Origin of the sequence: Vibrio sp. TRT 2004 (assembly GCF_050113735.1) — a bacterium.
Lineage (GTDB): Bacteria > Pseudomonadota > Gammaproteobacteria > Enterobacterales > Vibrionaceae > Vibrio.
The window spans coordinates 1-24,785 of sequence record NZ_JBNJOH010000014.1 but is presented as its reverse complement, the minus strand read 5'-3'; the positions used below and the strand labels follow the sequence as shown (position 1 = coordinate 24,785).

At 44.1% G+C, this 24,785-nt stretch carries 21 protein-coding genes and 1 pseudogene; 16 read left to right on the top strand and 6 right to left on the bottom strand.

Features of this window, described 5'->3' with window-relative positions:
* Positions 1-41: 41 nt before the first annotated feature.
* Complete coding sequence (gene focA / locus ACQEXR_RS08010; protein ID WP_426951321.1) at positions 42-1,487, bottom strand: formate transporter FocA; 1,446 nt, start codon at positions 1,485-1,487, stop codon at positions 42-44.
* Between the two features lie 253 nt (positions 1,488-1,740).
* Between focA and ACQEXR_RS08005 the strand changes: the two genes are divergently transcribed.
* Together ACQEXR_RS08005 and ACQEXR_RS08000 are read left to right on the top strand one after the other, a co-directional pair.
* Positions 1,741-2,646: a LysR substrate-binding domain-containing protein gene (locus ACQEXR_RS08005; protein WP_138971231.1), complete on the top strand. Its 906-nt coding sequence runs from the start codon at positions 1,741-1,743 to the stop codon at positions 2,644-2,646.
* Between the two features lie 182 nt (positions 2,647-2,828).
* Positions 2,829-3,314: a DUF1097 domain-containing protein gene (locus ACQEXR_RS08000; protein ID WP_427020086.1), complete on the top strand. Its 486-nt coding sequence runs from the start codon at positions 2,829-2,831 to the stop codon at positions 3,312-3,314.
* A gap of 106 nt (positions 3,315-3,420) precedes the next feature.
* Here the strand turns inward: ACQEXR_RS08000 and ACQEXR_RS07995 are convergent, their stop codons facing one another.
* Complete coding sequence (locus ACQEXR_RS07995) at positions 3,421-5,052, bottom strand: ATP-dependent endonuclease (RefSeq protein WP_331416604.1); 1,632 nt, start codon at positions 5,050-5,052, stop codon at positions 3,421-3,423.
* Between the two features lie 229 nt (positions 5,053-5,281).
* On the opposite strand from ACQEXR_RS07995, the pseudogene ACQEXR_RS07990 reads away from it, so the two are divergent.
* The 3 genes and pseudogenes from ACQEXR_RS07990 to ACQEXR_RS07980 all read left to right on the top strand — a co-directional run bounded on the left by ACQEXR_RS07990 (position 5,282) and on the right by ACQEXR_RS07980 (position 8,940).
* Positions 5,282-7,032, top strand: a pseudogene (locus ACQEXR_RS07990) (bifunctional metallophosphatase/5'-nucleotidase).
* A gap of 470 nt (positions 7,033-7,502) precedes the next feature.
* A complete protein-coding gene (locus ACQEXR_RS07985; RefSeq protein ID WP_427020085.1) occupies positions 7,503-8,462 on the top strand; it encodes a TerC/Alx family metal homeostasis membrane protein in 960 nt (319 codons plus the stop codon).
* A gap of 286 nt (positions 8,463-8,748) precedes the next feature.
* A complete protein-coding gene (locus ACQEXR_RS07980; protein ID WP_138973567.1) occupies positions 8,749-8,940 on the top strand; it encodes a hypothetical protein in 192 nt (63 codons plus the stop codon).
* A 105-nt stretch (positions 8,941-9,045) separates the two neighbouring features.
* Here the strand turns inward: ACQEXR_RS07980 and ACQEXR_RS07975 are convergent, their stop codons facing one another.
* Positions 9,046-9,603, bottom strand: coding sequence for a PhnA domain-containing protein (locus ACQEXR_RS07975; protein WP_138973568.1), 558 nt, complete (start codon positions 9,601-9,603; stop codon positions 9,046-9,048).
* A 264-nt stretch (positions 9,604-9,867) separates the two neighbouring features.
* Here ACQEXR_RS07975 and ACQEXR_RS07970 point away from each other — a divergent pair, with 264 nt between their 5' ends.
* Positions 9,868-10,950, top strand: a complete 1,083-nt coding sequence (locus ACQEXR_RS07970) for a site-2 protease family protein (protein ID WP_427020084.1) — start codon at positions 9,868-9,870, stop codon at positions 10,948-10,950.
* Positions 10,951-10,982: 32 nt separating this feature from the next.
* Here ACQEXR_RS07970 and ACQEXR_RS07965 read toward each other — a convergent pair whose 3' ends face one another.
* Positions 10,983-11,771, bottom strand: coding sequence for a M48 family metallopeptidase (locus ACQEXR_RS07965; protein WP_331416608.1), 789 nt, complete (start codon positions 11,769-11,771; stop codon positions 10,983-10,985).
* 92 nt (positions 11,772-11,863) lie between these two features.
* Here ACQEXR_RS07965 and ACQEXR_RS07960 point away from each other — a divergent pair, with 92 nt between their 5' ends.
* The 6 genes from ACQEXR_RS07960 (at position 11,864) to ACQEXR_RS07935 (ending at position 18,153) form a co-directional block, all read left to right on the top strand.
* The gene (locus ACQEXR_RS07960; protein ID WP_138971483.1) at positions 11,864-12,319 is read left to right on the top strand and encodes a hotdog fold thioesterase; all 456 of its coding nucleotides are present in this window, start codon (positions 11,864-11,866) and stop codon (positions 12,317-12,319) included.
* On the top strand, positions 12,316-12,549 hold the full coding sequence (locus ACQEXR_RS07955) for a DUF3389 domain-containing protein (protein ID WP_138971484.1): 234 nt from the start codon (positions 12,316-12,318) through the stop codon (positions 12,547-12,549). The genes ACQEXR_RS07960 and ACQEXR_RS07955 overlap by 4 nt, the downstream gene beginning before the upstream one ends.
* Before the next feature lie 76 nt (positions 12,550-12,625).
* Positions 12,626-14,338 (top strand): SgrR family transcriptional regulator, encoded by a 1,713-nt coding sequence (locus ACQEXR_RS07950; RefSeq protein WP_138971485.1) that lies wholly within the window; start codon positions 12,626-12,628, stop codon positions 14,336-14,338.
* Positions 14,339-14,343: 5 nt separating this feature from the next.
* Positions 14,344-14,595, top strand: coding sequence for a hypothetical protein (locus ACQEXR_RS07945; RefSeq protein WP_331416609.1), 252 nt, complete (start codon positions 14,344-14,346; stop codon positions 14,593-14,595).
* 497 nt (positions 14,596-15,092) lie between these two features.
* Positions 15,093-17,126: a TonB-dependent hemoglobin/transferrin/lactoferrin family receptor gene (locus tag ACQEXR_RS07940; protein WP_427020083.1), complete on the top strand. Its 2,034-nt coding sequence runs from the start codon at positions 15,093-15,095 to the stop codon at positions 17,124-17,126.
* A 130-nt stretch (positions 17,127-17,256) separates the two neighbouring features.
* A complete protein-coding gene (locus ACQEXR_RS07935; protein ID WP_331416611.1) occupies positions 17,257-18,153 on the top strand; it encodes a LysR family transcriptional regulator in 897 nt (298 codons plus the stop codon).
* 30 nt (positions 18,154-18,183) lie between these two features.
* Here the strand turns inward: ACQEXR_RS07935 and ACQEXR_RS07930 are convergent, their stop codons facing one another.
* Positions 18,184-20,868: a bifunctional acetate--CoA ligase family protein/GNAT family N-acetyltransferase gene (locus tag ACQEXR_RS07930; RefSeq protein ID WP_427020082.1), complete on the bottom strand. Its 2,685-nt coding sequence runs from the start codon at positions 20,866-20,868 to the stop codon at positions 18,184-18,186.
* A gap of 219 nt (positions 20,869-21,087) precedes the next feature.
* Here ACQEXR_RS07930 and ACQEXR_RS07925 point away from each other — a divergent pair, with 219 nt between their 5' ends.
* Together ACQEXR_RS07925 and ACQEXR_RS07920 are read left to right on the top strand one after the other, a co-directional pair.
* The gene (locus ACQEXR_RS07925) at positions 21,088-21,639 is read left to right on the top strand and encodes an SPOR domain-containing protein (RefSeq protein ID WP_138971490.1); all 552 of its coding nucleotides are present in this window, start codon (positions 21,088-21,090) and stop codon (positions 21,637-21,639) included.
* Between the two features lie 155 nt (positions 21,640-21,794).
* Positions 21,795-22,787, top strand: coding sequence for a D-alanine--D-alanine ligase (locus ACQEXR_RS07920; RefSeq protein WP_331416612.1), 993 nt, complete (start codon positions 21,795-21,797; stop codon positions 22,785-22,787).
* Here the strand turns inward: ACQEXR_RS07920 and ACQEXR_RS07915 are convergent.
* Positions 22,784-23,740: a tyrosine-type recombinase/integrase gene (locus ACQEXR_RS07915; RefSeq protein WP_427020081.1), complete on the bottom strand. Its 957-nt coding sequence runs from the start codon at positions 23,738-23,740 to the stop codon at positions 22,784-22,786. The two genes, ACQEXR_RS07920 and ACQEXR_RS07915, sit on opposite strands and share 4 nt — an antisense overlap.
* 99 nt (positions 23,741-23,839) lie before the next feature.
* Here ACQEXR_RS07915 and ACQEXR_RS07910 point away from each other — a divergent pair, with 99 nt between their 5' ends.
* Positions 23,840-24,217: a DUF3319 domain-containing protein gene (locus ACQEXR_RS07910; protein ID WP_426951389.1), complete on the top strand. Its 378-nt coding sequence runs from the start codon at positions 23,840-23,842 to the stop codon at positions 24,215-24,217.
* A gap of 1 nt (position 24,218) precedes the next feature.
* Positions 24,219-24,530: a stress response translation initiation inhibitor YciH gene (gene yciH / locus ACQEXR_RS07905; protein WP_138971493.1), complete on the top strand. Its 312-nt coding sequence runs from the start codon at positions 24,219-24,221 to the stop codon at positions 24,528-24,530.
* Positions 24,531-24,785: the final 255 nt, after the last annotated feature.

Here is a 24,785-nt window from a genome sequence, read left to right as displayed (position 1 = left end):
CCCGACCAAAACTTCTAGCCAACGTGTTGTTATTCTGTCTTTTACGCTGTTTCTAGATGGCGTTGTTCAACGATGCTCACTCGTTCACCGTAAATAGGGCGCAGTGCGGCAAGAACAGTTTCTCGTGAGACCACACCGACCAATTTACCTTGCTCAAGAACAGGCAGTACATGCGGTTGGTTTACTTTCATCGATTTCGCACGCTCTTCTAAAGAGAGTGTGGTGAAGCGAGTCGCCATCCCCATGCTCGTTGTTGGGTATAGCTGTTCTTTGTCGATACAAAGGAATTCAGCGATATCAACCAGTTTGTCTTTGCTATCGATAGCGATAACTTCGCGTGACATTAAATCAACCACTTTTTGATCGCTCGTTGGAATGTAATCCTGACACCATAGGTCGACCATCACGTCATGTGCAGAGAAGAAACCTACTAAACGACCTTCGATATCACAAACGGGTGCACTGGCAAGATGGTTGTCTAAAAGAGTGTCGATCGCTGTTGGAGTTGGCATGTCTGCGCGTAGTACGACCGGCGCGCTATTCATAATGTCTTTAGCCGTTAGGTTGTTGTTCATAGTTAGTTCCTTAACCGTATTTAACTGAGTTGTTGTAATGGCCGATACATTGGCTGCTTTTAGATGTGGTCTGCGATAAATTCCCCAGTTCGCAAGTCCCACCAAAACTGCTCCCCCAACAATGTTTCCAAGTGTCACTGGAATCAGGTTGGCGAAGACAAATTGCTTAACGTTTAGGTCTGCATAGTGTGTCGCTGATACGCCGACTTGTTGCCAAAAACTATCGGGAGCAAAGTTCTGGATAACGATCCCCAATGGCACCATAAACATGTTGGCTACGCAGTGTTCGAAGCCGCTTGAGACGAACATGGCAACAGGCATAATGGTCATTGCTGCCTTTGTCATTGCGTTTGCACTGCTAAACGTTAACCATATTGCTAGACAAACCAATAAGTTACATAACACACCTAATGCGAATGCCTGGATGGTGGTGTGGTGTAGTTTATGCTGAGCAATGTTGAGCGCATTCAATCCCCACTGACCTTGATCCAATTGATACATGCCAGCGGCACTGACGATGATCAACAGCAGCATTGCACCAATAAAGTTACCGAAGTAGACCTTGCCCCAGATAGAGATCATCTTGGTAAAGCTAATCTGTTTATTGGCCCAAGAGATGCTCGATAACACTGAACTGGTAAACAGTTCTCCACCACATATGACGATGAGAATGAGCCCCATACTGAAGGCCAAGCCTCCAGCTAATCGGCTTAACCCCCAACCACTGTCAGCACTGCCTGTTGTGACTGTTATGTAAAACAGAAATGCCAGACCGATAAACGCGCCAGCCATAATCGCTAGGCTTAACGTCATGCCGCTGCTCTTTTTGGCTTTGCTTAACGCAAATTTTTCAGCTTCGGCCATCATTTCGATGGGCGAAAAGTACTGATTATTGACTTGAGTTGATGACATAGCCGCTCCTCAACGTGTACTGCATAAATCTCCTCCTGTGTGTATGCAGCGAATAACTCACCACTGCCCAACCAGATTAGGGTCAGGAGCACTAGAGGTAAAATTGATAATTTTTAAAAACCACATCAAAAATATTGATATGCCGTGGCAGGAGCGTAAAATGAAACGGTTTGCGTATATGTCGGGTCAATCTGACATTTGAACGTAGTAATGTGTGTAGAAAACACCATCAATAGCAAAGGATTGGATCGCTATGCGATATTCATTAAAACAGCTTGCAGTATTTGATTCAGTTGCCGATACCGGCAGTGTCAGTTTGGCTGCTGATAAACTCGCATTAACTCAGTCTGCGACAAGCATGTCTTTGGCTCAATTGGAGAAGATGCTCGGCCGTCCGCTCTTTGAGCGCCAAGGAAAGCAGATGGCTCTGACCCATTGGGGAATGTGGCTTCGCCCCAAAGCAAAACGCCTCTTGCAAGATGCTCAACAGATTGAAATGGGCTTCTATGAACAGCATTTACTTAGTGGCCACGTTAAGCTTGGCGCAAGCCAAACACCAGCAGAACATTTGGTGCCTGACCTTATCAGTATTATTGATAACTCTTTTCCTGAAATGCGTATTTCACTTAACGTCAAAAGTACCGACAGCGTTATCGAGGGTGTACTCGACTACAAATATGACCTGGGTATCATCGAAGGACGTTGTGATGACAACCGCTTGCATCAGGAGGTTTGGTGCCGGGATCATCTCACAGTGGTTGCTGCTGCTCATCATCCTTTCGCTCGCCATGAAACAGTGAGCTTGGCACAGCTTGAGCAGGCTCGTTGGGTATTGCGAGAGCACGGCAGCGGGACACGAATGATTTTTGACAGTTCGATACACCATTTGATTGAAGATCTCGATGTATGGCGTGAATACGAACACGTTCCAGTGCTTCGCAGTATGGTTGAAAACGGTCAATATCTTACTTGTTTACCCTATCTTGATGTTGAGCGATTCATTGAAAGTGGTCAGCTTGTCGCTCTGAATGTCCCAGAACTCAGTATGGAGCGGACTCTCTCTTTTATATGGCGAGCCGACATGATTGAAAACCCGCTTGTCGAGTGCATTAAGCGAGAAGGGGCACGCATGATGAAAGGCAAACCGTCAGTGTTGTAGCCAACGACCCTGCACCTTATTAACTAAAACTGTTGAAATATCGATTACGTCACAAGTTTAATGATTTTTAATGCAATTTCATTATTAATTGTGTGATCTTCGTTGTGTGTTATTGGCGTGAAATTGCCTAGTATGCTTACTTGAACTTTTGATGTGTGGTTAAACACACCGAGCGAGGCGTAATGAGCACTCTAGTCGCAATTTCACTTACAACAGGCATTTTATCCGGACTTTGGGGGTGGGTAGCTATCTCTCTAGGGCTGCTTTCATGGGCAGGTTTCTTGGGCTGTACTAGCTATTTTGCGTCGCCAAACGACGGAATAAAAGGGTTATCAGTTAGTTTGATAACTAATATGAGTGGCGTTTTTTGGGCAATGGTGATCATTTACGCATCTCAATTCGCTTCACTGGAAATCCTTGGCTACGTGATTACAGCCCTTGTTGCATTTTTGATGTGTGTGCAGGCGAAACAAGCTTGGCTCGGTTATATCCCTGGCACCTTTATTGGTTCATGCGCAACCTTTGCAGCCGATGGTAACTGGAAGCTAGTGATTCCTTCCCTGATTTTAGGTGGCATTTTTGGTTACCTAATGAAAGCGAGCGGCATGTGGCTTCATCAGAAGTTGAACCAATCTCAGGCTAATAGCCGTTTACAAGCGCGTTCTTAGCTTTAGATAACCATCCTGACTGCTATACCGAAGCTGTTCAGGAACCCCCGATTGATTTGTATCAGTATTTTTTGATACGCGGCATCTAGTTATAGATGCCGCTTTTTTATGTGTTGCCATTTGCCATTGTGACGACACGCTTCAATGTCCAGCGTAATAAGATTGGAATGCATTCGTTACCTTTGGTTTCGCAGTGGGAAACGATGGCGAGCGCGAGATCCGGTTTGGCGTATTTTTTCAGCACTCGAGTGACGACTTTTTTCGCGGGAATAGGGTGATCTAGTGGAATCTTGACCATATTTTTAAAAAACGGCTCGAATCCATTGTTATACAAGAAGTGCTCTATATCTCGATCCGGCAGTTCGGTGAGTCTGTGTCGCTCTTGGTCATGACCCAACTGAGCTTTAACGGTGGCTGCGTACTTTTTACCGGCGGCATCGCCATCTGTTACAACATGCCAGTCAATTCCAAATGCTTTGGCAACTTTGATCAGCGACTTTAGACCTGACTGAGCAAACTCGATGATTTGCACGCCTTCCGCGGCGAGGTTGTAGCCGCACTGGTTAGCCAATTCGTTAAATAGCCACACCTCAGTCTCGCCCTCAACCAATAGCCAACACCGAGCAAACAGCGCACCTGAGCGATGGAAACGAATATGGAATCCGATGCGGCGCAAATCGTCGCGGCCAAATCCTTGCTCAGACAAGTAAGTGGTAATAGTACGATCCGACTGTCTAACTAAGCGTCTAATGCTGGATAATGGAACCTGACCAAGTAACTCGCCACTATTGGTTGTTAATATTTTTTGCATAGGTAAAAGTTGCAGTAAACCCCATGCGCGCGCGAGGTGGGTAGGGTGCAAACGGCCTTCTGGATCTTCAATGATCAACAGTGGGCGAGCGCAACGTCTTAGTGTCGTTGGGCCTTTTGCTTGAAGATAGGCATTTAACAGCCCCATAAACAGCAAGCGAGTTTGTTTGTCTTTTGTTTCCTCAACTACCTGAGAAATACTTTTGGTACCTTGAGGCGCATTAAAGAAAATACCATCACGCTGTTTGCGTGGATTCTTGCGTGAATTGGATTTAAAAGAAAAGTAGTGTTCGACTAAGGCATTCATTGAATTCAGGCTACTACGCATTTCACCTTTGTTGACGTGGCCGGGAATCGCCATTAAACGGCGGCAAGTATTGTCTATCCGTTTCTCTACACGGGAACTGACACTGTTTCCGTTGTGAATAGGGCGTTCAAAACGACGTGAATCCTTGAGTCGAATAACAGGATGGAGACTCATCAGTTCTTGTGCCAGCTTTTCGGAGTGATGCAACGGCAATGGGTTTCCTTCGATATCGAGAAAACTGTACTTAGTCTCGATATCATACGCCACACGTGATGCACTCAATCGATAGATAATACGATGAACCCCTTGTTCGTCTTCAACCCAAACGGGTTTGATCTTTCGATAGCGACCTGCGTGAATTTCGTTTTTATCAGTAGAAACCAAACTTAGTACGATTTGTAGGTGCTGAGTCTGGGGATGGGCGATGGAATAATCGACGTGGAAGTCTGTCATTTCGAAACTATACGGTGTGCCCTCTGGTGGGAGTGAAACAGAAAGCGCGTCTAGGAGTGATGATTTACCCCAAGTATTTTCACCAATGAGGGTGGTGAGTTCATCGAATGCGATTGAAAGACGTTTGATTCCACGAAACCCGGAAATCTCAATTCGCTCTAGCTTCATAGAGTGACCTCAATGACTGTTGTTATGATAAGCATAATAGAAAAATGCTGACATAGCAGACATTTAGCTCACAAAGTCTTAACCTGACATCAATCTCAACTCGTTTTATAACTATGACCGTCATCATACATTCAGATGTATATGACATATCGTTCTCAATATAAATGTGAAATATAATGAATCTGTCATGTTGGATAAGGTAGGATGTAGCGGAAAAGAGAGAAAAGATATGACAGATAAAAAAAATAAAACAACACGGCTGCGGATAGCTCACATCAATGATACACATTCCTATTTTGAACCTACATCTCTTCAGTTATCTATCAATGTCGATGGACACTCGTTAGCGCCCTATGTTAGTGCCGGGGGCTTTGCTCGTATCGCCACGCGAGTAAAACAGTTGCGTGAAGAGGCACAATCTCAAGAGCAAGAATTTGTTTTTCTTCATGCGGGAGATTGCTTTCAAGGGACCCTGTACTTCTCTTTGTTTAAGGGAGAAGCAAACGCCACCATGCTTAACGGCTTAGATATTGATGCGATGGCGTTAGGCAATCATGAACTAGACATGGGCAATGAACCCGTCGCTCAGTTTGCAACTCAGATTAATTTCCCGCTGCTTGCTGGCAATTGGGATCTAAGTAACGAATCCCTCAATAAGGCACATAGGCTGTCAATCAATCCAAAGGTGGTGAGCTATAACGCCGTCACTCATAGCGCTGGTTGGATAGAGAAACCGTTTGGTGACGATAAGATTGCTATTTTTTCTTTAGCGCTCGACAAGATGGCCGACATCTCAAATCCAGACTGGGACACGCCCTTTATTAACGCGATTGAAACGGCAAAAAATACGGTAGCACAGATGCACCTCGCAGGAATCAACAAGATTATCTTGCTCAGTCATATGGGATACGAAGCCGATTTAGATCTCGCCAACCATGTCGATGGCATCAGTGTGATTGTTGGCGGACATAGTCATCGCTTGCAGGGGGATTTCAGTGATTTAGGTTTAACCAAAGACGATGATTATGGCGTAAAAGTCAATCAAACCTACGTAGTACAAGCGGGCTATCATGCCTTGAGCCTTGGTCATTGCGACTTGGAGTTTGCGGCCAATGGTGAACTGATCTCATTCAACGGTCAAAATGAGCTACTCCTTGGTCGACGACTGTTTATTGATGCCAGCATGAGCGAAACTCATGACGACACACCATATCAACAAGCACGTGAGTTTATTCACGTACATCCAAATGTTGTTGTGTGTAAAAAAGATCCTGCACTCCAGACGGTGTTGCAAGAGAAGTATCGTAATCAGGTGGTGGCTTTACAAGGTAAGATATTGCGACAGCCGATAGAAAATTGCGTCACATCCGCGTCCCAGATGAGCAAGGCCCAAGTCAACTCGCCCCTTTGGTAGCACAGTCATTCCATTACAAGATGACCCAGATGGGGTACGACGTAGATTTTGCGCTCCATAATGCCGGAGGAGTGAGGAACTCACTTAATGCGGGAAACGTATCTGTTGCGGATGTGGCAGGTAAGCTACTGCCATTTGCCGTACCGATCGGTATCTACAAAATTAAAGGTCAATACTTGCCGCTCATTTTAGAAGGGGCAATTAATAACGCGCTAAACAATGGTGTTGAAGGGACAGGGGATGGCTCATTTCCTTACACACATAATCTGCGCTTTACTTATCTGTCTGAGGCGGAAATCGGTAAGCGTATACAGGATTTAATGATTTTAGATTCGAGTGGCAACTGGCAGCCAGTTGACCACCAGCGTATATATCACGGTTCTTCATCGGCATATACGATGAAAGGTAAAGAAGGTTACGACGCGATTTTGAATATGGAAGATGAAGGGGTTATAACCTCAGTCTCCATGGCCGACTGCTTCATTCGACTGCTGGAAGATAAGCCGCAAACGCTCAATCGTCTACAGCCCGAAATCAGTTCTATTCAATGGCACAAAGGTTGCTAGTTACTCCTTGGGTTCATGCTATGTATCAATAATACTCAAGGGGGTATTATGTGGAGTAAAGATTGGATAGACGTTGCAGTGGTCATTAGCTGGATTAGCGTATGGTCTGCATTAGTTTACTTTATTCCTGTGGGTGGCGTTTAACCGTCACAACGAACACCACAGGGCACCAAACAAAAGGAGCAAGTAAATTTGCTCCTTTTCGAATTTAGCTATGGACGAATGCCTGATTGAGGCATAGAATCCGCCTTGTTTGGGGAGTAGTCGCCTCTGGTTTACTTATCGTCATCTCGTTAGATTCTATCTTTCCGGTAAGTATAAGTAATTCTGATGGAATCCATCGGGATTATTTCGACGAGACCAACGTAATCAAATGGCACTTAACATAAAAAAGTTAGGTGAATTGTTTGCTTGCGGTTGGGATCGTTACATTTCATGACTCTGTTGATCCCTCCGCATTTGGAGGACATATGACCCCTATTACTTACATCTGCTTCGGCATTCTGATCCTTTCACTGGTTGCCCTTGATATCTGGCAAACTCGTGGTGGGAAAATTACCATCAAAAAAGCCGCAATCTGGAGCATCTTCTGGTTTGCATTTGCTTTTCTTTTTGCTGCGTCTATCTACTTGTTCTGGGATCTCTATGCGCCTAGCAGTCTATACACGCCGGAAAAAGCAACCGTCTCATTCATCACCGGTTACTTGTTAGAGAAGTCTCTGAGTGTTGATAATCTGTTTGTGTTTGCAATCATATTCCATCAATACATGGTCCCTGAGCATCTTCGTCCACGTGCGCTTCTATGGGGTGTGATTGGGGCGTTGATCTTACGTGCAATTATGATCGCAGTAGGGGCTCAACTGCTCGCTCAATATCACTGGATACTGTATGTATTTGCTCTATTCTTGATTTGGACCGGTATCCAATTGGCGCGTGATAAAGGCGATGAGGAAATTAACCCATTACCAGAGCGCATTATCCGCAAATTCGTCCCAGTCAGTGACCAGTTTGCTGGTAATGCTTTAACTGTTGTAGAGCAAGGTAAGCGCATTGCAACGCCGATGTTTATCGTTATCGCGGTTATCGCTTTTATGGATGTTATGTTTGCTCTCGATTCCATCCCAGCCATCTTCGCAGTCACGCAAGAGCCTTTCCTTGTATTAGCCGCAAATGTATTTGCACTTCTTGGGTTACGCTCGCTTTACTTTGTATTGCAGGGCATGATGGATAAGTTTATCTATCTCAAGCCTGCGCTGTCCTTCATCATGGTGTTTATCGGCATTAAGATGATGTTAGTAGGTTCGGCATGGGAAATACCAACAGCGGTCTCGTTGTGCGTATTGTTGGTTACGATGACGGTAGCTGTGGTGGCTTCGATCATGAAACAGAGAAATGACCCAGAACAAATCATTGTGACTACCAATAAATAAACTAATTAGTTTTCGAGTAACATCCCGTTTTGAAATGCGAAATGTTGTAAAATATTTGTGATACCAAAACGGGATACACCACTGTGACTGACTAAGTATTCATTATAAGTGGCAAATTACGGTTTTTTATTTACTTAATCTGGATTAAATAAAACGCAGGGTGTTAATGGGTTGTTTTATTAAAAAATCTAATGTGAACATCCAAAAATTGTCATTTTTTGCGCGAAAAAATATTGCCTATCATTAGCGCAACAAAACGAATTAAGCAGTTTATAGAGAGGCAATCATGGCACAAGCAATGCAAATGGGTACTATCGAAGCACCTATCTCTATGGATAAAAAAACCTACTCGGTTTCTTTCAAAGGATTGATTGCACACCTACTAGATATTCTATTTACAGATAACAGCGAACCAAGTACGCAATACGCGACTGATTTGTCTGGTCATATGCAAAAAGATATCGGTCTATACCGCTAATAGAAATATTAGAAGAAATGCTAGCCATGTTGCAGGCATTTTTTTTATCTGTACATAGAAATAAAAAAAGCGTTCATTTGAACGCTTTTTTCGTACTCGGGGGAATTACTTCTTACGGCAGTATTCTGCGATAACGTACATAGATTGACCACCGTTCGCTTTACCAGAAACAAGCTTAGGATCATCGCCGATGCTAATGCCACGGATAACCGTGCCTTGCTTGATGACTTGGTTAGTGCCTTTAACTGGCAGGTCTTTGATAACTGTTACGTCGTCACCTTTTTTAAGTTCAACGCCGTTGCAATCAAGAGGTTTGTCATCAGCCGACATACCTGTCATTGCCCAGTTCATTTGATCTTCTTCCATGTACATCATGTCTAGCGCGTCTTGTGCCCAGCTTTCTGAGTTCAAACGAGTTAGTTGACGCCAAGCCGTTACCTGAACAGCCGGTACCTGGCTCCACATGCTGTCGTTTAGACAACGCCAGTGGTTAATGTCTTTTGGCTCATCGATTTCACCCAGACATTTGTCACAGACCATGATGCCGTAATCTACTGTCACGTGGCTGTGCGGTGGAACAGCGTATGCCGTTAATGGTGCATCAGCAGCACATAGTTCACATTTAGATTGGCAGCGTTCTAGCATAGTAGCTTCAGAAGACATAATGGACTCACATATATTAGGTGTTAATAACGCGGCTATTATGCACTTTATCCATCGAAATGAAAGGGCTATTGGGAATAGCAAAGGTTTTCCCTCTGTAAAATTGCCAAATACTGACTTTTGTAATCAATCGAGTAACAAAATGCATCGTGTCAATAGCTTACGTTGTGTGACAATGTCACATTGTTAGCATTTTCTTTACCTCTTTAGTCTCAATAGGCATAATCAAGCGCGTCTTTATTTCAAATTAATAGGTCACGGAAGTTGGAATTACTATCCATTGATTTCTTAGGCAAGCCCCTTCGTCTAGAAGGTTCTATGGCTGGCTGGCAACAATTGTTTTGGAACAATCAGCTTGTCTCTCAGCTCGATGCGGATTGTGAACGTGGAAGGGATACGGAGCATATGTTCACGCTAATGAATGGTGAACAAACGCTTGAATGCCGATTAAAAGCGACCTTGGTGTGGCAACCTTTCACTTTGGACTTCCAAGCCAGTGCAAATGGGGAAGTTATCGCTAAGGGCAGTCGTAACACCAAGGACATCGAGCAACAAGTCCCGTATACGCCACCGCCGCAAGAAAGGCGTTTTAGCCTTATAGGATTAATCTCGCTAGGCATGAAAGCGATCAAGAGCGCCAAGTTGATTAAAGTTGTTCTTGCCTCTGCTAGCCTTGCAGCTTACTCCTGGTTGTTCTCTTTTCAATTTGCGCTCGCTTTGATTGCTTGTCTGGTTTTTCATGAGTATGGGCATGTTAAAGCGATGAAATACTTCGGTATGAAAACCAAGGGTATCTACCTAGTGCCATTTCTCGGTGGATTGGCTCTGAGTGATGAGAAAATAAACACCCGTTGGCAGGACGTCGTTATCTCGATAATGGGGCCTATGTTTGGATTGATTTTGTCTGTCGTACTGTTAGTGATTTATTTGATCACAGGCGAAATGTTCTTTGCGGGTCTAGCGGTGTTCAATGCATTCCTAAATCTATTTAACTTGTTGCCGATTTTGCCTCTCGACGGCGGGCACGTGTTAAAAAGCATCAGCTTTTCGATGAACAGCGTTGCGGGTATTGTTTTATGTACCGCGGCTGCCTCTGGTGGCGTGGTACTAAGTTACTCACTTGGCCTAACGCTATTTGGTTTTTTACTCATCATGGGCATGTTAGAGATCGTATTTGAGTGGCGTGGTCGTCACCATAGTCACTTATTGCCGCTCGATCGTTATGGTCAGATTGTATCCGCAGTTTGGTATGTCGGCTTAGTGGCAAGTTTGATTGGAATTATTTGGTTCTTTGCTTCAACGGGTGACCAACTGCTTCAACTTCCGCTACTCATTCTTGGTACATAGTAGAGAAAAGGGAGCCAATAGCTCCCTTATTGTTATGAGCAGTTGACGCGAGCAACGGAATAGTTAGGCAAGCTGTTGATCTTGGCCGTCAAATCTTGAATACGTGTACTGTGGGAAGGGTGAGTAGAAAGAAGCTCTGGTGGTTGACTCCCGCCTGATGCTTTGGCCATATTTTTCCATAGTTCGATGCTCTGGTTCGGATCAAACCCAGATTTAGCCATCAACTCTAAACCAACCAAATCTGCTTCGGACTCTTGGGTACGACCATAAGGCATCAAAACCCCGTACTGAACGCCTAGTCCGAGCGCGGCCATTGTTGCTTGTCGATATTGTGCGTAATCTGACGAACCAAGAGCGATGCTTGTAATCTGTAAGCCGGCATTGGCGATTTGGGACTGAGATAGACGTTCATTGCTATGATCCGCCAATACATGAGCAATCTCATGACCGATAACCGTTGCCAACTGGTCCTGATTAACTGCGACATTTAGTAACCCAGTGTAAACGCCTATTTTCCCCCCAGGTAGAGCAAAGGCATTGACTTGGTCACTATCAAAGACCACCACTTCCCAATCAGTAAACCCCGGTTGCTTTGGGACATGCTGAGTGATTGCCTTGGTTACACACTGGACGTAGGCGTTGGTCTTAGAATCTTTACTCACCGTTTGCTGTTGTTTCATTTGTTCAAATGATTGCGCGCCTAAGGAGCTCATATCCTGATCGGAAAACAGCAATAGCTGATTGCGTCCTGTAGGAGATGAAGTACAGGCAATCGCGGTCAATGCCGCAGCAATCGTTGAAATTTTTAACCACGTTCTCATCGAATTCTCCATTTCAAACGCAATATTACAATTGGTAAATCATAACATTAGGGTACAATCCTTGTTAACCATAGTTAAAAGTAGATTTAATCATGAGTATTTGGAAACAGCCGATCAATTTAGAGCTTCTTAACCACACATCAAAAAATACTTTGATAGAGCACCTCAATATCGTTTATACCGATTTTGGTGATGATTTTATTTGTGCGACTATGCCGGTATGCTCCTTTACTCATCAACCTTTAGGCATGCTGCATGGAGGAGCATCGGTTGTTCTTGCGGAAACGCTCGGGTCCGTTGCTGCAAATTTCTGTGTACCAAAAGGAAGCTATTGTGTTGGTTTAGATATCAATGCTAACCATGTACGTTCAATGCGAAGCGGGCACGTGATTGGAACGGCGAAACCCATTCATTTGGGCGTTTCTACTCAAGTATGGCAGATTAACATTACCGACGAACGAGAAAGACTGGTCTGTACTAGCCGACTGACGATCGCCGTAAAATCAAAGCGTAAGACATCGGTTGACACTGAAGGTGCCAGCAAATGATGATCCCGTTTAGTGGCGGTAAGATCATCGCTACGGCATTTGAAGTGGTCATTAGGCTCGACGGGGTACACATGGTGAGCTTGCAAGCACAGAACGATGCTGTGACTTTAATTGGTAGAGGTGCGAATGTAATTTCAGCCAATGGTAGTGAGACCAAGTGGTCGGTTAAATTGGATAGTGAACAACAATTAATCGAGTTGTCTCAGCAAATAGGCTGTGAGATACAATAATTGATTTATCGCTTGATCCATTGCTACTAAATGGGGAAACTCGTTGTTAGATTAATAATAACGAGTTTTCCTCTTTATGAGCAGCCCAAGACTAAGAGTCCAATTTGAAACCCTGTTTGAACATTACAAAGGTCAAGACTGTGGTGTACAGCTCGAAGAAATCACAGAGATCTTATTCTGCACCCGACGCAATGCCCGTATCGTTCTCAACAAAATGGAAGAAGAAGGCTGGTTAGAGTGGCATCCAGCTCCTGGAAGAGGAAAACTTTCGCAACTGATATTCAAGCGCAGCCGAGCCGATGTTAGTGAGAATCTTGCTCGACGATACTTGGAAGAGGGGAAAATTGGTCAAGCACTAAAAGTACTAGACCATGATAGTGCTAAACTGGCCCAAGTGGTGGAGAGTTATCTCGGCATCGTCCATCAAGAGGGTCAACAGGTTGTTCGTCTCCCTTATTACCGCCCATTGACGACGCTTAACCCAAGCGTACCGATGCGACGTTCTGAACTTCATATTACTCAGCAAATCTTCAGTGGTTTGACTCAGATCGATGAATCTGAGCAGCTAAAACCCGACCTTGCCCATACATGGGAAATGCTCACTCCAACCCATTGGCGTTTCTATATCCGACCGAGTGTACGTTTTCACAATGGTGATCTACTCACCATGCAAAACATTGTTGATTGCCTTTCGTCTCTAAAAAGTAAAAATCTTTATTCCCATTTTTCACGAGTAGAATCTCCAGCACAGCAAATAATCGATATTCACCTAACACAAAACGATTTCCATCTGCCGCTACTGCTCTCCGAGTCCTGCGCAAAAATCATGCTACCAAGTGAGAGCAGGGCTGACAATTTCGATCTGTTTCCGATCGGAACTGGTCCTTATAAAGTGGTACAAAATGATAATAAACGATTGGTATTGCAAGCATTTGATGGCTATTTCGGCTTTAGACCTTTACTTGACAGAGTGGAAGTGTGGGTAATTGACGAAGCGCATTCATCGATGGTGTTTCCAAGCCTAGCAAAGCCGATTAAGCCGGACGTTGCAAACTATGGAGATGAAGTAGAACTTGATCCTGGATGCACACTGCTATTGCTCAATCGTAAAAATGGGCTGGCGGTGAGTGATGAATGGGCGAGTTATTTTAGCCATCGATTAAGTACACTCAACTTGTTCCAGCAGCTACCACAGGAAAAAATCGTTGAGCTAGGTGTTCTGCCTGCGCATGGGCTAAAGCCAGGCTGGTACCATCATACAAAACAGGGTTACACCTCTCCACCATCTTACCGAACTGTTACGATTGCTTACCACGCTCAACACCCAATGTTTCCAACGTTAGTGAAGTGTATTGAAGCGATACTCAAGCACGATGGATTGAGCGTGAATCTGATTAAGTATGAGTTGACAGTTGACGATACCGCGGAAGTGGATATTTGGATAAAACCGATGGGAATTGCAACCAATCGAGATGACGCGCTAGCAGGTTGGTTGCTCAATTACAGTGATATCGAAGCCTTAAGCATGAGTAAAGATTTCGAATATTGGACAAAAGTAGTAAAACAGTGGCAAGCAACAGAAAATGCTAGTTTTCCAGCGAAAGAGCTCGGGAAATCTCTGGCTGAAAAGATGCAACTTATCCCAATGTTTCATTGTTGGCTAGGAGTTAGCAAAGACCAGTGTGGGGCGTTACAAAACGCTAAATGTAACGCTTTAGGCTGGTTCGACTTTAGTAAAGTATGGGTAAAACCAGCCTTGGATCTCACTTTTGAACAAAAAGAAGAGTAGTTATTTTGGCCAAACCCAATAAAAAACAGCCCTCTAAGACCATAGACGTATTGTGTACGAAATGTAAGTGTCACCTGTTTAAATACCGAAAAGGAGGCAAGGGGGCTTTAGTTAAATGTTTTAAAGAGCGAATAGTTGAAGATCACACGGATAACCCATGTTTTTGTCCGAGTTGTGGTATCGAATTCGCGAGGGATACATTAGTTCGAGGCACGCCAGCATTCAAGATTATTGGCGGAAAAGTCACTATGAAGTAACCGATATTCAGAATATTCTTTTGTGACATTTTCTCCAATCATGAATAGCGATAATTGTTTAAAACACGCTTGAGAGTGCGGATTTTGATCTGAGTCGATAAAAAACGTAAAAATCTCGTTAATAGGTATCATTGTTTTGTAAAGGTGTTAGAATAGCCGCAGTTTCGGTTTTTCCAACTTTACATTAAGGGTTTACAATGGAGCTAGGTCTCATCATCGCTTTCATCGTTGCAGCAGCTGTAATGGTTAAGAAAGAGATGGCAAGCGCAAAATAATCGGTTTATTCATACCAATTTTCTTTTCCTTTTTTGAATAAACTCCAAAAAGCTCCTTAATAGGGGCTTTTTTAGTTTCTGGCTTCGCTATCAACCATTTTGTTATCCGCATAGCTTTCTCGTACTAGGTAGTAAAATTACTTAATGAAAGTGGTAGTAATTATCATTTGTATTTGTATAATGAGCGCGAGAACTATAACTTAACATGAGAAATTACGGATAATGAAAGCCAACTTCAGCCTTATAGCATCAGCAGTGGTGCTTGCTCTCAGCGCAACTAATGTCCATGCTCAGGACACCACCACATTTGATGAATTCGTTGTCACAGCTTCTTTAGCTGATAAAACAAATCAAGATAAAAGTCGTTCTTTGAGTCGTATAGATGGTCAACAGCTTGAAGAAATGCAACCCAATTCTGTTGCAGAAACCATTAAGTATGAACCTAACTTAACTGCCGTTGGCGCGAATGTGGCTGGGAACCAGTCCATCAACATCCGCGGCTTAAGTGGTAATAAAGTTCTACAAGTCATTGATGGAACGCGACAAAATATTCAATATGAACATCGTCCAAGCTACTTTTTAGATCCTGCTCTACTGGGTAGTTTAGAAGTGGTCAAGGGGCCGACAAGCTCACTATATGGTTCAGGCGCGATTGGCGGTGTTGTCATTCAAAATACGCTGACTGCTGATGATTTGATTGAAGATCAGGGGCTTGGTGGACGAGTAAAACTCGGTTACCAAGACAATGGCGATGTATGGACAAATTCTGCTGCAATTGCAGCGAAGCAAGATGAAGTAGACTGGATTCTGGCCGGCAGTTACAGTGATTCTGGCGATATGCAGCAAGGTAACGGCGACACCCTTTATGGAACCAAGTCAGAAAGTCTAACTGGTCTTGCGAAATTAAACTGGCAAGTAAACCAAGCCCATAAATTGGGAGTAAGCCTCAGATACGCTGATCTCGATGGGCGTCCACCAGTCGTGGGCGATTCTAGTGGTCAGATTAATGATCCCGATAAGCTGATATCGCGAAAAGTGAAAGATTCATCTATCGCACTAAAATACGCCTATAACCCAGACTCGGAACTTATCAACTTAGAATCGTCTTTGTATAAAAACAGTTCCAAGATCTCTGAGCGTGACCCGAGCTACACGTCTGATGATATTTCAGAGATTAACACAATAGGGTTGAACCTAAATAACCAGTCTGAGCTAGGGAAGTGGAAAGTCCTTACTGGTCTGGACGCCTATCGTGATCAGCTTGATGCAACTCGTGCTGCGTCTGTGTCAGGTCGACCAGATCTTCCTCAGGACGCTGAGACAACGAATCTCGGTGCGTTTGCCTATATTAACTACGATATTTTACCTACGCTTATGCTAGATGCGGGTATGAGATACGACCGCTTTGAATCTGAAGCTAAGGGCTATGACAACAATACCAAAGATTCTTTATCATCTTCAGTAGGATTGGCATGGCAAGCTCAGAAGTGGATGCTATGGTCGTTACGTTACGATGAAGCATTCCGAGCGGCGAATACATCAGAACTGTTTATGTCTGGTACCCACTTCTCTATGGGGCCAGCATCCAATGACTTCGTACCTAACCCTGAGCTAAATCCTGAAAAATCTCATAACATTGAACTTAAAGGTCAGTTCGACTTTGAAAATGTTTTTGTCGAGGACAAACTGTCATTTACTGCGGCAGCATTTAGAAACAAAGTGGAAGATTTGATCAATCTTGATGTAACGGTACCTGACCGTGCGAGCATGATCTCATGTATCATGGCGTCAGGCACTTCGTGTGGTGGCACAAGTACGCAGAAAAACATCGAAAATGCTCGTATTGAAGGCTTTGAGTTAATGGCCAGCTATGCCGTATCAAATCTTGAATTGGGACTTTCTTATGGACAGACTCGTGGTAAAGACAGCGATACTCAAGAGTGGCTATCTTCGATGCCAGCAGATAAATGGGTTGCGAGTGCTGAATACGGACTGTGGGACTATGACACCAAACTTGGCACGAAAGTCACCTTGGTCGCCGATCAAGAGCGCCTACCTAACGATGATACGACAGGGCCTTACCAAGATTACACCTTAGTTGACCTCTATGCGTCTTGGGAGCCAAGTGAGCGACTTACGGGACTAAAGGTTGATTTCGCTGTGATTAACGCAACAGATGAAAACTACCGACAAGCTTGGACACAAGTGTATCAACCAGGTCGTTCATTGCGAATTTCCGGTCAATACAATTTCTAGTGAAACGAATGACATACCAGCCACCTCTTGAGGTGGCTTTTTTAATCTAAATGCGCATACTAGAGCCATAACGTGCTAACGTATCAGACAATCTTTGTCGGTAACAAGTTTAAAGGCGACTCACAACAACATGCAAAGTCCAATCACACTTGAAGCATTGCATATACTAGATGCTATCGAACGACGAGGCAGTTTTGCAGCTGCCGCCAACGAGCTAGACCGCGCCCCGTCATCGCTGAGCTACCAGATCCAAAAGTTGGAACAAGATCTCGACATTATGATCTTTGACCGTTCTGGTCATAAAGCGAACTTCACCGAAGCAGGTAAACTGATCCTTGAACGCGGCCGTACGATACTTGCGGCGACAGAAAAACTTGTCAATGATGCTAGCGTGCTTGCAAACGGGTGGGAGCTCGATATCACTCTCGCCTATGATGGCATTATTCCGGTTAATAACTTTTTCCAAATGGTCAACGACCTTGGCAACGTAAGCTCCACTCGTATCAAGTTGCAAGAGGAGATCCTTGCGGGCTGTTGGGAGGCTCTCAATACAGGTCGTGCCGATCTGCTCGTTTGCCCAAAGATGGATACCTTGCCTCAGGATGTTAAAGCAGAAGTGATTGGGAGTATGGAAATGGTTTGGGTTGCTGCGACGGATCATTACGTCCACAAGCGTAGTGGCCATTTTGATGACAAAGCGCGTGAAAAATATCGCGTCATCGCCATCGCTGATACGGCTCGAGAACAACCGGCGATCAGTGTGAATATTATCCAGAGACAGCCCCGTTTGACGGTGACCAATTTCGCCGCCAAGGTTGACGCGCTCAAAGCCGGCTTAGGCATAGGTACTTTACCTAAAGCCCTTGCGACAGCGATGATAGAACGCGGTGAACTCAAGGCAATTACCGATGTTGAATCACAGCCGATTGAGATTATCCTCGCATGGAAACGCAATAAGATAGGCGAAGCAAAATCTTGGTGTATTCAATACTTAATGAAACACTGGAAAGCAAACGCAAAGATGTAAAACAAAGGGAGCAGAATCGCTCCCTTGATATTAATCATTGAGTGGTAACACCATGTCGGCGATGCCGTCCTCAAACTGAACATCGAGTTTAAAGCCGAGTTTTTGTGCCAGCATTAGCATGCCGCGGTTGGTTGGCATTGTCATCCCAGACATCTGCTTGGTGCCTTTACTACGGCAGTACTCTATCACTTTGGTCATCAGTACTTTGCCCAAACCATTTCCTTTAAGATCTGAGCGAATCAAAATAGCGAACTCAGCATCTGTATTTTCTGGGTTAATCAGTGCTCGAGAAACACCGATAATAGGGCAACCTTCACGAGACTGACTGACTGCTACAAATGCCATCTCTCTGTCGTAATCGATTTGAGTTAAGTTTGCTAATGCCTCGTGATTAAACTCTCCGACGTCACTGAAAAATCGCTTGTAGAGATCTTCTTTAGAGACGTTGTGAATAAAATCGGCATGATAGGGCTCATCTTCAGGAAGTATTGGTCGTAGTAATACTTCTTCGCCATCTTTAAGGGTGATGAGTTCTTCCGACTCGACAGGATAAGGACGGATAGCGAGTCTCTCTTGAGCATCACCTTCATAGCGCTCTAGTATCAGGTCTGCATCTAAGATGGTAAAATTGGAGCCGTTTGCCAGTACTGGATGTATATCCAGCTCATGAACTTGCGGGCAATCGACCACCATTTGAGAGATTCTTACCAATAACTCCGACAATCCATGAATATCCATTGGCTCAGGAAGTTTCTGAGGTCGAATCTTGCCATTTTTGATCGCTCGGATGATCAAATAGCGAGCGAGTGCCATGTTGAGCGGAGGAAGGGCACTGGCTGCGTCTATCGACTCATCCCACTCAGAACCGCCTTGACCAATTAAAATGACCGGACCAAAGGTTTCGTCTGTTTTGACTTTAATTCGAATCTCTTCTCCGCCGGCCAGTTTAGCCATCCCCTGTACTAACAGACCATGGATATTAGCTGAAGGGTACGAGAGCTTCGTCCGATCGAGTATGGCTTCAGCCGCACTGGCTACCTCGGCACTGTTACGCAAATTGAGCATTACCCCCTGAACGTCAGACTTATGTGCAATATCAGGAGAACGAAGCTTGACCGCAACTGGGTAACCAATTTGCTCGGCGACATGGACGGCTTCGCTTGAATCTGACGCTATCCAAGTTGGCAGGACGTTAAAATTAAAGTGGCGTAAAAATGGCCCAATTTGGTGTGTATCTAGAGATACTGTGTTTTTGTCCAGTAGCTTTTCTTCAATCCACTTTTTCGCTTCATTTATCTCGGTCACGTGCACTGGCTCGGCAGTTGTGGGAGTTTCCATCAACTGCTTTTGGTTGCGCCTATATTCCACAAGGTGCATGAATGCAACCACCGCGCTTTCAGGAGTGCGGTATGTAGGAATGCCCGCCTGAGTAAAAATATCTCTTGCTGGTTTTGCGGTGAGTTCGCCTGACCAGTTAGTGAGGAAGTTAAAGCGTTTATGCCTTGGATGGGATTTAATCGCCTCAACTAAAGCGAGGGCGGTTTGCTCAGATTGGGCGACAGCGGACGGACTGTGCATGATTAAGATCGCATCGGCACAGTCGGTATCCATCAGCGCATTAAGAGTATCAACGTAGCGGGTATGATCGGAATCACCGACCATATCAATTGGGTTGTTATGGCTCCAACTGGCTGGCAAGATCGTGCTGAGTTTCTCTATGGTTTCCTCAGACAGCTCAGCAAGTTGGCCGCCACGCTCTAGTAATGTATCGACCGCCATGATAGCGGGGCCACCACCATTAGTGATAATGGCCAGACGTTCACCCCGTAGCGGTACAGAGTGAGTTAGAGTTTCAACCGCTGCGAATAACTCGTGCGAATTATTAACTCGTAGCATACCAGTACGTCTTATCGCTGAGTCATAAATAATATCGAGCGTATCGTCGCCACCAGTATGGGCCCTTGCAGCGATACGTCCGGCTAACGTTTTTCCTCCTTTTAGCACCAAGATCCTGCGGTTGCGTGATGCGGCACGAGCGGCAGACATAAAACGCCGTGCATCTTTAATGGTATCGACATAAAGCAAGATTGCTTCTGTATGCGTGTCGGTACTCAAATGATCGAGTAAGGCTGCAAAATCAATATCAAGCGCATTACCAAGTGAAATGAACGCTGAAAATCCGATGTTTTTGTCATTAGCCCAGTCGAGTATTGTTGTGCACATAGCCGCAGACTGAGAAATAAAAGCGATTTTGCCTTGTTTGGCAGTTACGGGCGAAAAGGAAGCATTAAAATTGGCCCAAGGTAAGATTAGTCCAAGGCTGTTAGGGCCTAGGATTCGCATGCCACTCTGTTTTGCTATTTCCAAACAGGCATCTTGGATACTCACACCCTCGTCGTTGGCAAAATGCATATCGGCCGAGAGAACAATGACCATTTTTACCTTTTTGTGCGCCATTTGCTCAAAAAGCCGGTGATTATAGCGCGCATGGGTACATAAAATCGCAACATCAGGAACGATTGGTAGATCATCTATCGTGGGGTAGGCGAGTACACCACAAACCGATGAATATTTCGGTGTGACAGGCATGATTGCACCTTCAAATCCACCATGTAATAGATTTTTCATCACGATATTGCCAGCGCGCATCGGCTTAATTGACGCGCCGATAACGGCAACAGAACGAGGTTTCAAAAGATGATTCAAGTGACTCATTACGGATGCTCCAAAGCGGGCGATGAAGAATATCCTATCTAACCTTGGCTGTGATTGCTTGGAAGATTTGATGTTGTTTTAATCAGATCACTTGGGTTCCAGCTCAGTTTGTGCCTTATGTCACAGAGTATTGATATATAATTAGAATGTTGGGTTGATTCTCAGCGTATCTAACGGCATGATTTACAGTAATTTCTAGTTAAGGCATTTGAAAATTTCATGAAAAAAATTGCGATTGTTGGCTTATCAATGGTGCTTTCTGCATGTGTGTCGAACAAATACGTTACTGACGTCAGTTCAGAAAGCTATCGTGAAGAATACAAAGCAGCGAAGGTTGAACAGCCTGTTGTGACACAGCAAGGAGCGACTGCAGACATTACTGAGAGCAATGTCGTGGCTATGGAGAAGCCAGTGGTTCAAACTAAACCACAAACTAAGCCAGCCGTAGCAATTATCCCGCCGACATCAAAACAACAAGCAATGAACCCACGCTATGGTTTCACGATTCAGGTCGTTGCGGTAGGTTCCCAAACAAAAGTGGATCACTTTGCGCGTAAACTTCCTCGCGATAATCAGCCGATTTGGGAAAACTATAAAGTGGTCAACGGTACCAAATGGTATACTGTGCTCTACGGTGATTACGCAACGCGTACCGATGCTAAAGCGGCAATAGCTGAACTACCTGAAGAATTCCGTACGCTTCAGCCTTTTGTTAAGAGCATTGACGAAATCAAGAACTCGCAATATCCAACACTGAACAAGCTAAATTAATCAAGAAGGGGCATCTAGCCCCTTTTTTCATGCTTAATTAATGGTCATTCAAACGTTATTGTTGCTTTTTACGGCCTAAAACCGTGTAAGTTAGCGTACTTTTTATTATCATGGCTAAACTAATCCCTCTGTTGTATCACGGAAAGATCTACTAAATGACTAATACGACAATTCTACTTCTTTGTGGCGGTGGCTCATCAGAGCACGAAGTGTCACTCGTTTCCGCTAACTTTATTCAATCTCAGCTCGAGCTTACACCAGAGTTCAAGGTTATTCGTGTCGAGATGAAAACAGATGGATGGTATACCGAGAGCGGTCAACTTGCGTATCTAGACACTAACTCAGGAACGATTAATACGGATAACGATTCGGTTAAGCTTGATTTCATTGTTCCGTGCATCCACGGCTTCCCTGGAGAGACTGGCGATATCCAATCTATGTTAGAGTTGGCTGGCATTCCGTATTTAGGTTGCGGCCCTGAAGCAAGTTCGAACAGCTTTAATAAAATCACGTCAAAACTATGGTACGACGCGCTAGGCATCCCAAACACACCTTACATCTTTTTATCAGATAATAATGAACAAGCATTCCAAGCGAGTAAGGAAGCATTTGAAAAGTGGGGCAGCGTATTTGTTAAAGCGGCTCGCCAAGGATCTTCGGTTGGTTGTTACAAGGTAACTAATATCGAACAGTTACCGCAGGCGCTTAACGACGCGTTTAGTTATTCTGATCAAGTGTTGGTCGAACAAGCAGTTAAGCCTCGTGAACTTGAAGTCGCAGCGTATGAATATCAAGGTAAGCTTTATATTTCTAAACCAGGCGAAGTCATTGCACCGGAAGATGCTTTCTACACCTACGAAGAGAAGTACAGCGCTTCAAGCCATTCAAAAACAGAAGTTGAAGCATCCAACTTAACTTCACAACAGCTCGAGATGATTCGCTCTAGCTCAGAAAAAGTATTTACTCAGATGCGACTAAGACATTTATCACGTATCGACTTTTTCCTCACTCCGGAAGGTAATATCTACTTAAATGAGGTTAATACTTTCCCGGGAATGACGCCTATTTCGATGTTCCCTAAAATGCTTGAAAACAATGGCCATAAGTTCGCTAATTTCTTAGCCGATTGTGTGCGTCGTTCACTTTAATTCCAAGGTTTGAAGCTTTTAAAAGCTAACCGTTCAGCAGCTGCTTGTGTCCTGTTGCCAAGATATTGATAGGGCATAGCAGCACTTTGCCATCGACCAAAGTGTTGAATTTCTTTTACTTTAACACCTTGAGCGGCCATTTCTGCCACAGCGCCCACCCGAAGCGACTGCCCCGAAAACTGTAGATCCAATCCCAGCTTATCGCTGGCAGCCCTCAGTATGCGATAGATTGAAGAGTCATCGAGTGATGAGCTGTTTAAATTGCCGTGTTTATCAATCGCGCTGAATAGTGCACCTTGATGAAGGCCTCGGTATGTCAGCCACTTATTCATATACTGCGTTGCTTGAGATGATAACGGATACCGGTTTTGACCCAAAACCACGCCTATATTTTCTTCCGCGCAATCTAAATCTTGGAAATTGAGCTTCTTTAACTCTGAACGCTTTAACATGCACTCAAACATCACAAAATAGATAGCGAGATTCCGAATATGGCTTAGCTGAGTAGAGTGGGCTAACTTCTCGGCAAGCTCGTCTAGATGCCAGCGTGTAAAAGGTGTCGTAGATTTAGCATCTTGCTTCTTATTGATACGAAGTTGCGATAGTACCGTTCTAACGGCGACGCTAGAGGTTGGATCACTGTCTGCAAGAATTCGGTGTATAAGGCTTATTGTTACACTGTAGCGTTTTATCGTTGCTAGCTTTCGATGCGTTGATTCTTTCTCTAGGAATAACCTGACCGCAGTGGCAGAAGCAGGAAGAGGACATACATGCTTATTTTCACAGAATGCTACAAACAAGTTCCAGTCTTTGCGCATAGCTAACAGTGAGTTACGTGCATAGTTACCCCCTGTTAACTCATCAACATCGTCTAAACTAACGCATGAAGAGAACTTTAAAACTAGGTTCTTTTTTAATGCTTCATCTGTGATGACACGAACAGTTTTCCTCATAATCACGCACTATAACCAATAAACTTGTACTAAATATACTTGAAAATGAGCAATTTACAATTATTATTAAACTTACTGTATAAGAAGATAATAATGATTATGGCTGCTGCAACTTATCGAGGCTTTACCCTCAAAACTGCTGGAAACTCTACAGATATTTGGCAAGTTCAAATTAAAAATCATCTGCTGACAGGAAGCATGGCGGCGGTGAAGAAAAGTATTGATTGGTTTTGCGACACTGCAACAATCATTGATCCAAAAGAGTTTAGTTCTCTCGCCAATAAAAAGGCAGGATCAGGTAAACCATCCCAAGAAAATTTCCACGGTTTTACAATCAAGAATGATACTGGTGAACCCAATTCATGGTATTGCTTCTTCAATGGCCGCCTAATCAAAGGCGGAAAACTTGCTATTCAGAAGCATATAGAGGCATACTTGCTGGCCAAACAGAAAGCGGAACAGCTACAGAAGAAATAATATGACTCTTGTATATAGTACTGACGTTGGTCGTATCACACCAGAAGTTCAAAAGCCCGAAAGAGAAAAGGGCGATGGTATCGTTCGAATCGAGCGCCAAACTAAAGGTCGCAAAGGAAAAGGGGTTTCAATCGTAACAGGTCTAGATCTAGACGATGCTCCGTTAAAACTACTCGCTGCCGAGCTAAAAAAAGTTTGTGGCTGCGGTGGTTCCATTAAGGATGGAAAAATTGAGATTCAAGGCGACGCTCGCGAAAAAATCAAAGTGTTCCTCGAAAAAAGAGGCTACACCGTAAAGTTAGCGGGTGGTTAATTCGCCTCAATTCCTCCTTCTGTAGAGCAGTTTGGCTGCTCTACTTACTTTCATGAATCATCCTTCCTTTCACTAGTTACCCGTTTTTATCATCAGTTTTACTCAAATCAATATGCATTAGCCGCGATTAAAAACGATGGCACGCTAGTAACGTATAAACGACAGATAAGTAATGATCCTAATAATCAGTAAATTAATCTTTGATTATCTTACTGATTATTAGGTATTTTATGCACCCTAGATGTCATCTTTAGA